This is a genomic window from Pseudoalteromonas sp. S1650 (genome assembly GCF_005887195.1).
Taxonomy (GTDB): Bacteria; Pseudomonadota; Gammaproteobacteria; order Enterobacterales; family Alteromonadaceae; genus Pseudoalteromonas; species Pseudoalteromonas simplex.
In genome coordinates this window covers 26,477-39,896 of sequence record NZ_PNDF01000042.1, presented here as the reverse complement: position 1 = coordinate 39,896, position 13,420 = coordinate 26,477, and the positions used below count along the sequence as shown (strand labels likewise).

Annotated in this window: 7 protein-coding genes; 6 read left to right on the top strand and 1 reads right to left on the bottom strand. The window is 39.3% G+C overall.

Features of this window, described 5'->3' with window-relative positions; translation table 11 throughout:
• Positions 1 to 52 precede the first annotated feature (52 nt).
• The 3 genes from CWB80_RS13440 to radD all read left to right on the top strand — a co-directional run bounded on the left by CWB80_RS13440 (position 53) and on the right by radD (position 6,483).
• Complete coding sequence (locus CWB80_RS13440) at positions 53 to 4,252, top strand: ATP-binding protein (RefSeq protein ID WP_138602101.1); 4,200 nt, start codon at positions 53 to 55, stop codon at positions 4,250 to 4,252.
• Positions 4,253 to 4,362: 110 nt separating this feature from the next.
• Complete coding sequence (locus tag CWB80_RS13435) at positions 4,363 to 4,668, top strand: H-NS histone family protein (RefSeq protein WP_054553670.1); 306 nt, start codon at positions 4,363 to 4,365, stop codon at positions 4,666 to 4,668.
• A 69-nt stretch (positions 4,669 to 4,737) separates the two neighbouring features.
• Entirely contained in the window at positions 4,738 to 6,483 is a 1,746-nt protein-coding gene (radD, locus tag CWB80_RS13430; RefSeq protein WP_138602103.1) for a DNA repair helicase RadD, read from the top strand.
• A gap of 25 nt (positions 6,484 to 6,508) precedes the next feature.
• Here radD and CWB80_RS13425 read toward each other — a convergent pair whose 3' ends face one another.
• On the bottom strand, positions 6,509 to 6,841 hold the full coding sequence (locus tag CWB80_RS13425; RefSeq protein ID WP_054553668.1) for a ribonuclease E inhibitor RraB: 333 nt from the start codon (positions 6,839 to 6,841) through the stop codon (positions 6,509 to 6,511).
• A 171-nt stretch (positions 6,842 to 7,012) separates the two neighbouring features.
• On the opposite strand from CWB80_RS13425, the gene CWB80_RS13420 reads away from it, so the two are divergent.
• The 3 genes from CWB80_RS13420 (at position 7,013) to CWB80_RS13410 (ending at position 13,396) form a co-directional block, all read left to right on the top strand.
• A complete protein-coding gene (locus CWB80_RS13420) occupies positions 7,013 to 8,740 on the top strand; it encodes an autotransporter assembly complex protein TamA (protein WP_138602105.1) in 1,728 nt (575 codons plus the stop codon).
• A complete protein-coding gene (tamB, locus tag CWB80_RS13415) occupies positions 8,740 to 12,426 on the top strand; it encodes an autotransporter assembly complex protein TamB (RefSeq protein ID WP_138602107.1) in 3,687 nt (1,228 codons plus the stop codon). Before CWB80_RS13420 ends, tamB begins: the two co-directional genes overlap by 1 nt.
• 91 nt (positions 12,427 to 12,517) lie before the next feature.
• Positions 12,518 to 13,396: a peptidylprolyl isomerase gene (locus tag CWB80_RS13410; RefSeq protein ID WP_138602109.1), complete on the top strand. Its 879-nt coding sequence runs from the start codon at positions 12,518 to 12,520 to the stop codon at positions 13,394 to 13,396.
• Positions 13,397 to 13,420 lie beyond the last annotated feature (24 nt).

The following is a 13,420-nucleotide window of genomic DNA, read 5'->3' as shown; positions in this document are numbered from 1 at the left end:
CAAAAATTGAGTATTTAAATTTCACTGCTAGAATGTAGCTAGTTATTTACTTTTGCTTGGTTTAGTTCTGAAACGACGATTTCTCTTTTACCTTTATGCTATTACGCTTTTATTCTCTTGTATTGCTTCTGCGACGCAACTCAAAGCGGGTATCGTAAGTTATAATTTTTTTCCTTATCACACCCAAGACGCAAATGGTCAATATACTGGTGTAATTGTTGGTTACAGTAACGAAATAGCGCGTTTAGCTGGTGCCGATTTAGAGTACCGAGTTTACGACAGTCTTGACGAGCTTCTGGACGGGCTTAAAGCTGGTGAAATAGACTTTGCGGTTGGATTGAATAAAACCACGCAGCGTAAAAAACATTATTTATTTTCAACACCCTTTATGGAAGGTCCTCGTGGAATAGTTGTAAATCAATCTATTGCGAATAGTGCCTTAAAGAACTTTGCTAGTTTACGATGGGTGTGTATCACTGGGAGTTCGCATTGCGAATATCTAGCAGAAAATGGGGCGCTTTATATAAATCGCTTTATAAAACCAGATGATGCGTTTAAAAAAGTGGCCGATGGCTCATTTGATGCTTTTTTAGGTGATTATTCAGTTTTGTCTCATCAGTTAAAAAATCGTGGTAAAGACGGTCTTAAAGTTGTAAGTCCTATCTGGCTTTCTAGTGAAACATTTCATGTCATGTTCAATCAACAGAAAACGGCTTTACGAAATCAAGTTAATTCTTTTTTAGCATCTATCTCTCCAACCACGAAACAATTATGGGAAAGTTCGGCAAGTGAAGAATATTTGGCCGCAAAAGCCTATAGTCAATTCAAACGTGAATTCAATAAAGTAAGTGTGAAAGGCAACAATAATTATTTACTTACTTTCTCGTTTATTGATGGTTTGTTTCCTATTAATGACACAAATCAAATTGGCGAAGCTACAGGCTATTTAAATGATACCCTTGAGTTACTATCTGAACGAAGTGGGTTCCAGTTTAAATATATCCCAGCTGCAAATTCCAAAGAATTAGAAAGATTATTTTTAGCGAATAAGATCGATCTCATTCCGACGATGACACCAACAAGAATTAATGAAGGTGTTTTGATTGCTTTACCGCCGCACGTAAGCGTAGAAATGGTTTTAATTTCTAAACGTTCGAGTAAAACTCAGCGTATTGGTTATATAGATCTGTTTGCAGATCCAAAAAAGAAGCTGCCAAGTGCTGAGAATTTAGAAACGGTGTCATTTAGCTCAATTGTGACACTTTTTTATGCTTTGAGGAACGACACGATTGATAGTGTTATCTTACCGCAAAGCATTGCGGCATATCAATTGAATCAGTTTTACATAGGCGAATTTTATATCAACCCTAAATACCGATATAATCAGCCGATCTATTTCCTTGTGAATAAAAACTTTACTGAATTAGTCAGTTTACTTGAAAGCCTTTTCAAAACACTAACGAGCAATGACTTCAATCATATTGTCAATCGTCATGGTATTTTTAATATCGAGCGTGGATATGACAAAACCACCGTTAATACAACTGCAATTTTAACCTTAATTCTTATCTGTATTTCGATTATTTATTTTGTTAGCTGGCGGATTACCATAAACCGTGAGATTTCAAAACGAAAAGAGGCTGAGCAAGTTGCGTTAAGTAAATTGAACTTCACTCAAAAACTCATCGATGATTTACCTACAATGGTAGTGATACAAGATTCTGAGCAAAAAAGGATAATGTGGAATAAAGCCTATAAGGATAATTTTGCTCATTTATGGGACGAAAAAAAACAGTATTTACGTGACGAGTTAGCACAAGTTAGCCAGTTATTGACGCAAAATAAGCAAAGCTTGCACTCTGGAAAAGTTTTTAATCGTCAAATGAACTTTACCAATAAAGTAGGAAAGAAGCTTGAGCTTCTCTACACTAAAAAGCCATATCTTGGAGTTGATGGTCAGTTGGCAGGGATTATGACCGTCATCACTGATTTGACTGAACATCATAACCTTCAAAGGGAAAACCAAGCGGTTCAACAATTATTACAAACGATTACTGATACTATCCCTGGCGGGGTATTTCAGTATGAATATTATGATAATGGTGAAGGGTGTTATACCTATATTAGCAAAGGGGCGCAAAGTTTATTGGGAGTAACATCAAGACAACTCAATAGCCGCGGTATGACCGGATGTATTTCCCCTTGTATTGTTGATGAAGACCGGGTGCAAATAGCTAAAGCCTTTAAGCAAGCAAGTAAGCGCAAAGGCATGATTGATATTGAGTTTAGAATTAATAATCTTGGCCAAAAAGTTTGGTGTCGTTATATTGCCAATGCACAAACAAAAGGCAATGATATACAACAAGGGGTTAGGTGGAATGGTATCTTATTAGATATTAGCTTACTCAAACATCATCAAGTTGAATTAAATAAGGCCAACCAACAGGCGCTTCAAGCTGATTTAGTTAAAAGTCGTTTTATTGCGACGATGAGTCATGAATTAAGGACGCCTTTATCTGGGGTAAATGGTTTTATTGAGCTTTTAAAATCATCACAAGTAGACAGTGAGCAATCTACTTTAATCGAACACATTGAGGTTTCAGTAACTAAACTACAAGGTTTAGTTGATGATATTCTATATTTTGCAGACACTAGTACGGGTAACATCGAAGTAGTGGTTGAGAATGTTGATTTGGAAACTCATTTGTGTCGCATTCTACGAGCACATGAACATCAGGCTAAACAGAAGGGACTTCATTTCAATTTAAATTGGCTGGCTGCTGCTTACACATCGACATCGGTTGATATTAATCATTTAATGCATGTTTTATCACACCTACTAAGTAATGCAGTTAAATTCACAAGTCAGGGCTCAATAACTTGCGAGGTAAAGTTTGAGAAACAGTTGTTAAATATCACAATTACAGATACCGGTAAGGGGATGACAACTGAAGAGCTTGCTCAAATCTATAAACCATTTGAGCAAGCCGATAACTCTTTTCAACGCCAATTTGGCGGAACAGGCTTAGGCTTAGCGCTAGTAAAACAGCTGGTTGACGCGATGCAAGGCAGTATCACTTTGTCTAGCACATACGGCAAGGGGACGCATGTTTATTTATCTATCCCATTGCAACATACTAAAAAGCCTCAATTAAGCACATCATCTGGGTATTGGATTGTTTGTAGTAAAAGTGAAGAGCTGGTCCGGCTGCTTGGAACCATGGCAGTCAAACATACCATACTTGATTGGCCCTTGGAGTTATCTGAACTTAGTCAGACTGAAAATTTAATTATTGATGAGCAATACATGGTTGAGTTACTAGGAGAGCAGTGGCGTGCTAAAAAAGCAGGCATTGCTGCTAAGTATACTATTGTGCCATCAAGCCGAAATACTCAACAAGTAAATGATTGTAATTGTCATTTACTACCTATCGAACCACTTTATCCCGATTCATTACGAGAGCTACTTAATAATATTCATACCACCTTAGATATAATTAGCCCAGATAAAGCGCATTTATATGGCCAGATTTTAATTGCTGAAGATAATAAAACTAATCAATTATTACTTGAAAAACAATGTCAAAAATTAGGTATAAAAGCTGTAATGGTCGAGGATGGATTAGCTGCTTTAAGGGCGCTTGAAGAAGGGGACTTTGATCTACTCTTAACAGATTGCCATATGCCTCACTTAGATGGTTTTAAGTTAGCCGAACAGATCAGGACGATAGAAAAATTCCAGAACTTGCCAATTATCGGTTTTACTGCAGATGACTCTAAGACCTGCTTAAATAAAGCTCTCAGCTCAGGCATGAACAGTGTTTTGTTTAAGCCGTATAAACTTAATGAATTGTATAATCGGCTTGCAGAATTTATTGATCTTAATAAAGACGATGAAAACATTATTACAGATAGTAAGAATGTAAGTTTGCAAGGGATCAAAGATATAGAGCATTGGCTTAATGTTTTTGGTAACGAAAGTGATGCAAAAATGTTGGCAGAGGTATTTATAAATAGTTTGCAGGATGATTTGAGTACGTTAGAAGGTCACCTCAATAGTGATGAGTTGGATAAAGTGTCTGCTGCTATTCATAAACTGAAAGGAGCGCTTGTCATGCTTCAATATCCACCTATCTCAAAACTAATTGTAGATACGGAAAAGACGTTTATTGATAATCATGATACTGCCATTGTTATTGATTTAATTACTGAGTTAAAAGACGTCATTGTTCAGATCAGAGCATGGGTATAATAAAAAGTTAGGATAAAGAATTAGAGTCGAATAGATTATTTTATGAATAGGGCATATACTAACTCATGTTTATACATTTTACTTAACTTTAATATTAAAGAGAGCTCTCAATGAAAGAAATCCGATCTTTTGTAAAATCTGCGTCATTATCTGAATTAGAAAAAGCAAAACAGCTAATCGACACAGCTATCGAGAAATATACTCAACAGCAAGAAGCTAAAAAAGAGGTACTCGATTTACTAAAAGAAAAAGGACTTACATTAGAAGATCTACAGGATGTAGTAACAACAGACAAACGCACTAAGGTAAAACCGAAGTACCGCATCGAATTTAATGGCGAAATTGTAGAATGGACAGGCCGTGGTAAACGACCTAAAGCATTCCAAGGTGTCGATTTAACAAAACACCTTGCTTAATTTTTTGCTTTAAAGAATACCAGGGGAAGCGTATGCTTCCCTTTTTTATGTCGATTATAGTCCGATAACATGAAGTACGTACTCAGACCCTACCAACAAGAGGCCGTAGAGCGCACGGTTGCTCACTTTCGACAAACAGATGACGCAGCACTAATTGTGTTACCAACAGGGGCTGGAAAAAGCCTGGTTATTGCTGAACTTGCGCGTATTGCCAAACAAAAAATTATGGTGCTTGCGCATGTTAAAGAATTGGTAGAACAAAACGCCGAGAAGTATATTAGCTTTGGCTTTAAGGCAAGTATTTTTTCTGCGGGGTTAAAACAAAAGTCATTAACGGAGCAAGTGACCTTTGCGAGCGTGCAATCATTGGCACGTAATACCGATAAGCTTACAGATGCTTACTCTTTGTTGATCATTGATGAATGTCATCGTGTCAGTGGTGATGAACAAAGTCAGTACGGGCAGGTGATAACGAGTCTAAAAAAACAAAACCCCAATCTTAAAGTACTTGGTTTAACTGCAACACCATTTCGTATGGGAATGGGCTGGGTTTATCATCATCACTATCATGGTTTTGTTAGAGGTGATAAAGACGCACCATTTAAAAAGTGTATTTTTGAGTTACCGCTGCGCTATATGATCAAAAACGGCTATTTAACGCCGCCTCATGAAGTCGATGCAGCTATTAGCCATTATGACTTTTCATCACTGCCGAGTGATTCATTTGGTCGTTACGGCATTGAGAATATGAATGCGTTATTAAAAGACAGCACCCGCGCGACAAAAGCCATTATCAAGCAAGTAATAGAGTACAGTGAACAGCGTCATGGTGTGATGATCTTCGCTGCAACCGTGATGCATGCCAAAGAAATTACTGGCTACTTACCTGAGGGTAGTACGGCACTTATCACCGGTGATACTGATAATAACGAGCGTGATCGAATTATTAATCAATTTAAAGCCAAAAAAATAAAGTATTTGGTTAATGTATCCGTACTCACGACGGGCTTTGATGCCCCTCACGTTGATTATATTGCGATTTTACGGCCCACCGAATCTGTCAGTTTATATCAACAAATAGTGGGTCGAGGCCTTCGTTTAAGCGAAGGAAAAAAAGACTGCTTAGTTATTGATTATGCTGGTAATGGCTTTGATTTGTTCTACCCAGAGGTAGGGAGTAAAAAAGCGCAAAGTGATAATGAGCCAGTTCAAGTGCTATGCCCTGGCTGTGGATTTGCGAATATTTTTTGGGGTAAAACTGATGGCGAAGGCAAAGTGATTGAGCATTTTGGTAGGCGCTGCCAAGGCTTGCTGGACGATGGTGAAGAGCAAATACAGTGTGATTATCGTTTTCGTTTTAAAGAATGTGAGCAGTGTGGTGAGCAAAATGACATTGCAGCAAGGCAGTGTCAGTCTTGTGGTGCCATTATGGCAGACCCTGATGATAAACTGCGGGAAGCGCTTAATTTAAAAGATGCTTTGGTATTAAGGTGTAGTGGTTTGTCGGCACAGTTGCTCGCAAAAGGTTTACTTAAAATTAGCTACTATGATGAAGATGGAGCTAGTTGTGATGAGGTTTTTAACTTAGCAAATGACACCGGGCGATTTATTTTTAATAAGCAGTTTGGAAAACGAGCAGCACCCGGTTTTACCCCAATAGATTGGCAAAGCGCGGAGCAGGTTGTTAATTTACAACAACAACTACTTGCACCCGATTTTGTGATTGCGCGTAAAAATAAAAAATACGGTTGGAAAGTGGCAGAAAAGCTTTTTGATTATCAGGGCAGTTTTCGTAAGGCGAATCAACTAAGTTGATCCCCTTACGAGATGTAGGAGTGGCTTATTCTTCTTCGGCCATTAAACCCCAGCCATCGCCATATCCATTATGGCCATTAGCGATGCTTTCTAAGTATTGTTCTGTTTGGCTAAGTAAGGTGTGTTCTGGCACCATCTTCACACGGGTAATTACTTCCCACACCCCTGTATCTGGGCACTTGGTTAGTTCTGTTGAAGGGGCAAGCTCATCACTTGTTATCGCTTTAGCAAATTTCTCTGCTTCAGGCTTTTGTTCAAAAAGAATATAGAAATCGATAGTTTGCATACTGGTTAAATCAACACCAGCGTCAGCAATTTCAGCTAATAATTGACCGTTTTCGTCATCAGGGAAGTGCATTTAGTCGCTCGTTCATTATAAATCTAGGTATTGTCCGCTATTGTAGCGAAAATAATTGTTTAACGCGTACTAATTTTAACATTTCAATTATGTCAGTGGCTATGGCACTGTGCTAGTATCTTTTTGTACTCATTTTAGATTATGACTCTTCCAAAAAAGTAAGGATATTTTTTGTATACTCGGCATTTCTTTTTTGTCTTTGTTTTTTTCTGCTTTTCATACAGCCAGCACGCGATTAGTGCCTCAACTGTTATTAAAGATTACAAAATTCAGGGGATCAGTGGTGAGCTCGAAAAAAACGTTGAGCTTTACATTAAGCAACTAATTGATGAAAAAACCTCAAAGGCATTAAAGCGTCATGCTAAAAGCCAAGTAGAAATGAGTTTAAAAGCGCTTGGTTATTATAAGCCGACTATCAAAATTAGTTTTGATAACGCACAACAGCTATTAATTGTCGATGTTGAGCGTGGTCCTGTTACTCGAATCGCAGATATCAATGTAACCATTACAGGTGCCGGTAAAGATGACGCCGAATTTATGTCTGCCGTCAACAGCATCAAAATCAAACAAGGTGACTTTTTAAATCACGGCAAATATGAGGCCGCGAGAAAGCGCATCGAAAGCCAACTATTAGACTTAGGTTATTTTGATGCAAAATGGCATGAGCATAAATTGGCGGTATCGCTAAAAAATAATAGCGCAAAGATTATTTTTAATGTCGATACTGGGCCTCGTTATCAGTTTGGTGATATCACTATTGGTACTGAGACCCCGGCTGAAAAATACATTCGCTCGCTGGCTGAATTTAAACAAGGTCAGCCATATAAAGCGACTGACATTTCTGATTACAACTTAGCACTGTCGAGCACCCCTTATTTTGCCAGTGTCCGTGTGTATGCAGACATTGCAAAACGTAAAAACAATCAAGTGCCTGTTAATGTTGATGTATTACATAAACCAGCCAATAGCTATGAAGTGGGTGGCGGTTTTAATACAGATTTTGGCCCAAAAGTTCGCTTTAAATGGACTAAGCCATGGATAACGGAAGACGGTCATTATCTTGAAAGCAACTTAAATGTGTCAGAGAGGCAGCAAGATATTTCGCTAGGTTATACCGTCCCAGTAGACGACCCTAATGATGATCTTTGGCGTTTTTCGTTAGGCTATAAACTCGAAGATGGTGTAACAAATGACCTTTACAGTAAAATTTTAACTGGCCAATTACAGCGCCAGTGGCTAACCGAAGATGATTGGGTGCGAACCGCATTTATCCGCCGTGATTATGAAACCTACCGAATTGGAGAAGAAGAACAAAGTGCAAAAATGTTGATGCCGGGTATCAGCTACGCGAAAAAAGACACTGAGGGCGGAACGACTCCTTACGAGGGGTACCAATGGCTGCTGTCAGCTGAATTTGGGTTAGAGGACATGATGTCTTCAACTAATATCCTACGTTTACAACTGCAAAACGCATGGTTGAATACCTTCGCCGATCGTCATTTACTGTACTTAAGAGCTAATTTAGGTGCCATGCTGGTTGAAGATATTAATGACGTACCGTTATCGCTTCGTTTCTATGCGGGGGGGGATCAAAGTGTCCGTGGTTTTGCTTATGAATCTATTTCACCTGAAGATGAACAAGGTCGTTTAATTGGTGGTAAATACTTAATAAGCGGTACAATTGAGTATAACTATCAATTTGCCGAGCATTGGCGAGCAGCTTTATTTGTCGATAGTGGTACCGCAACAAATGATTTTAGCGACCGCTTCGAAGTCGGTGCTGGCTTTGGTTTTCGGTATTTAACACCGGTTGGTCCTGTACGTATCGACCATGCTTGGGGTTTAACAAAAGAAAGTAAAAGTACCCGATTAAGTATTACCATAGGACCTGAAATCTAATGAAGATGTTAAAAAAGATAACCAAGGTTCTATTAATTACGCTGGCAAGTTTGCTAGTTATTGTGTTTTGTTTGTTATTCACCGCGCCTGGTAATCACTTTATTGCATTCACGGCGAATAAGTTAGTTGATGGCTTATCAATCAGGTTGCCATCTGGTCGTTTTTTATATAACGATGCGTTTAGTGTTCACTTTGAAAATCAAAGCATCAAGTTTGATGCAAAGCAGCTAAAAATTGATTTATTTTGGTGGCGTTGTGATGGGGTTTGTCTTGATAATTTAAGCGCCCAATCGATTGATTTAAATATTAAAAATCAGGCTGCATCAACTGAGCAGAGCACTGAAACAGAACCTAATGTTGAGCAAGTCACACAAATTAGTTTACCTATGAAGGTCGTTGTTAAGCGTGTTGCAATTAATCGCTTTAATCTAGCGCACCCAAGTGCCGATGTAACAGTCAACAAACTAAACTTAAGTGCTCGCGGCGAAGCAACGGATTTAACAGTGGATACACTGACTATTGCTGATGTTGCTGTAATGCTGCACGAAACAAAAGAGCAGCCTAAATCAGCCCCATTAACTGAGTTGCCAGCATTGCCCGCAATTGATATTAGGGTCCCGATTGATGTTGAGCTAAAGCAATTTCAAATAAGTAAAGTTGCCATTACCCCTTATGGCGCAGAACAGGCTCAGCTTATTGAAAATATTGAATTGGTTGCCTCAGCCAAAGAGAGCGATATTAATCTTAAAAAGCTTGCTGCAAGCTATCAGCAATGGCAATTGCATACTAATTTAACGGCTGAGCTTTCTGGTGAAAACACTATTGAGGGGGCCGTGTCTGTAAAAAGCACTGAACATCAAGCTAATCTGTCGCTTTCAGGCCCGCTTGCGGATTTAAAGTTAAGTTTAGTAACGCAAGGAACATACCCTGCACAGTTAAAAGGGGCTGTGAATCTAAAACAAACAAATTACCCATTTGATTTAACAGGCCAGATAGCAAAGTGGCAAATTGCCACAGACACACAGCAGCTGCAATTATCGGAATTTGATTTAAAAGCCAAAGGCCATGCCGATGCTTATGCTGTCGATTTGAGTTTAGTCACGCAACTAGACGCATTACCTGCGATGACTGTGAAATCAAAATTACAGGGTAGTTTAACAAATGCAAAACTTGAGCAATTAAGCCTCAATGCTAATGACAGTAAAGCAGATATTAACGCATCTGTTGATTGGTCGAATGGGGTAAAAAGCGAATTTAAAGGGGCTTTAAGCCACTTAAAAGCCCAATATTTAACGGATGCTCTTAGTAGTGATTTATCTGGTGAATTCAATGGTTCATTTAACTTACAGGCAGGTGAGTGGCAGCTTGCGTTAGATAACACGCAATTAAATGGCTCTGTGAATCAAATTCCAGTGACTTTGTTGTCGGATTTTGAGCTTGATAGTAGCTTGCATGCAAGTTTTAAAAAACTTGAAATAAAAAGCGGTAAAAATGAAATTGCGTTATCGGGACAGGTGGATAAAGTATGGCGTGTCGACGGTAAATTGCGTTTAGATGCAAGTGATCAAGATGTTTTGCCTATGCAAGGCAAGGGCTTTGCTGATCTGAGTTTGCGTGGAGAGCGTCTTGAGCCTACTGTTGATTTAAGTTTAGTCCTGAATACCTTGAGTTATCAAGATATTCAGGTTGACGGTTTAACATTAAAAGGGCAATTTGATTACGCCGCAAACTGGCAAACGGATGTATCACTGGTGCTTGATTCCGCATCGATCGCAGAGCACAAAATTAATCAAATTGAGTTAGATGCCAGTGGCGATAAAACAGATCACCATTTAACTTTTTTACTCGATGCAGATCAAGGCAAGGCATCATTCGATGTTGACGGTAAATTTAATAAAGAAACTTGGCAAGGTGCATTAAGTCAAATTCTTGTTACTGATAATCAGGTGCGTTTTGGCACTAATAAGCCAGTTAATATTCAAGTGAATACCAAAACCTTTGACTTTAATGTAGGCGCGCATTGCTGGCAAAGCGATAACTCAAAACTATGCTTTGAGACCTTGCAGCAAACTAAACAATTAGGTCAGTTAAATGCACAGCTTGCTGCGTTATCTATTGCTGAATTTAAACACTTCTTACCCGATAACTTGAAAGTAACTGGCGATGCAAACGGGGAGTTTGTTGCTAATTGGAATAATGGCGCATTAAAAACCATCCGTGCCAATATCAAAACTCAGCAGCTAGAAGCATCTTTAATTGATGGGGCAAATGTTTATAAATTACCAGTCGAGGTTTTAGAGGTCTCGGCAATGAGTGACGCGCAAGTTGGTAAACTTAATGCTACCCTTGACTCCTCTGTGTTAGGTAAAGTGACGTCCGAGCTCAACATTGATGATATTCAAAATCAGCAGAACTTAGCGGGCGACTTGGTTATTGAGAAAATTGAGTTAACAAACTTACGGCCTTTTATTGCGTCACTTGAGCAATTAACAGGCGACATTAAAGGCCGATTAGCTATTGCAGGCACCTTGAAAGAACCATTACTCAATGGTGACTTTGATGTCGAAAAAATCAATCTTGAAGGGGCAACCTTGCCTGTATCGCTGCAAAACTCTTATGTGAACATTGCATTTAATAATCAAAGTGCAACGCTCAAGGGGGAGCTCAAAGATGCTGAAGGAGGCGCGCTCGATTTGTCAGGTGGGATTGATTGGCAGCAAGAACTACCAGACGTTGATGTGAAGTTAAATGGTAAAGAGTTTTTTGTTCGTGCTCAGCAAGATGTTACCTTTAAAGTGTCTCCAGATTTAACTATGTCGTTGAAAGATAATGCGTTTAATCTTGATGGCCAAGTCGTCGTGCCATGGGGGCGTATCGCCATTGAAGAGCTGCCGGAAGGTGCTGTGCAAGTCAGCGATGATGAAGTCATTGTTGATATTGAGCAGCAACAGTCAGAAAAAGTCCCTTTTGATTATGCTATTAACTTAAAGGTGTTGGTTGAAAATGATGTGCGCGTTGACTCGTTTGGCTTACAGTCGAAAGTTGAAGGCGACATCAACATCAGCATGGACCAAGTTACACCGATGATAGCAACGGGTGAATTGAACCTTGTTCAAGGCACCTACCGCGCATTTGGCCAAGATTTGATAATCCGAACTGGACAAGTTGGTTTTAGCGGCTCAATTGAGAAGCCTTACCTAAATATTAAGGCAATTCGTAACCCTGATAACACCTCGAATGGTGTGATTGCAGGTATTACCTTAACAGGTAATGTTGAACAACCTTCGTTAAAAGTATTCTCAGAGCCTGCGATGGATCAAGCACAAGCATTGGCTTATTTATTAAATGGGCAACCTCTTGATGAAGGAGATAGCTCGACCGATGCGATGCTCACTCAATTATTGCTTGCCCAAGGTGTTAACCGTAGTGAAGGAATGGTTTCTAAGATTGGCGAAAGCTTTGGTTTGTCAGATGTCAGTTTAAGTTCAAGTGGTAGTGGCGATGACACTAAAGTTGAAATATCTGGCTATGTTACTCCAGGTATTCAAGTTAAATACAGTGTCGGTATTTTTGATTCATTAAGTGAAGTGGCGGTTCGCTATCAACTGCTGTCGCAACTGTATATTGAGGTGACCAGTGGTTTGAATCAAAATGTTGATATTCTTTATAAGTTTGATTGGGATTAATACCTACGCTTGTGATCAAACATCGCTTTTACTTGCTTATTTAGGTTTAAGTTAATAGGCTGAATTCTCAATTACTTAAAAGATAATAACAATGAAATTAAGTCTATTAACCTTATGCCTTGGTGCCTTCTTAGCTGCACCAATTGATGTTGATGCAAAAGAAACTAGTCAAAAACGTTCTGCTGGCGAAATCATTATGACCGCAAGTAGCAGTGAGTGGCGAGAAGTCAGTGCCGAAAACGTCATTAAATTAACCTTACCTACGGGTGCGGCTTATATCGAACTAAACGATGAATTAGCGCCCATTCACGCAAATAACATGCGACAGCTTGCCAAAGAAGGGTTTTATCAAGGCCTAAGTGTGTATCGATTTGTTGAAGGGTTTGTCGCGCAGGGCGGGGATGCTAGCGAAAGTAAACCCGTTAAAAATGCCAAAAAAGGGTTACCTGCTGAGTTTTATCTACGCACAAAGACGCCTTTAGCGATTACAGAGCTTAAAGGGCCTGATGGCTATGCCACTAAAACGGGCTTTTTAAATGGCTTTGCTGTGGCACAAAACCAAAGCCAAACAGAAACATGGCAAGTACATTGCCCAGGGGTCTTTGCCATGGCCCGCGATAATGATATCAATTCGGGTGGTACCGAATTTTATGTAACCATTGGCAATAGCCAGCGCTATTTAGACCGTAATATCACCGTGTTTGGTCGTGTTTTAGAAGGCATGGAACACTTTAATTTATTGCAGCGTACAGCCACTGAAGGTCAGGCATTTAACCCCATCACCGATATGCAAGTATTAGCAGATATTAAAGACACTGATAACAGTGAATTTCGGGTGATGAAAACAGACTCAAATGCATTTAAAGCCCTTATCGAAGCACGTAAAAACCGAGTAGAAGCGTGGTTTGTTGAAAGCCCCAATTTTATCGATGTATGTGCAATGCCAATTCCAACCGAACGGATTAAATAAAGCCATGACCACCTGATAGATTAT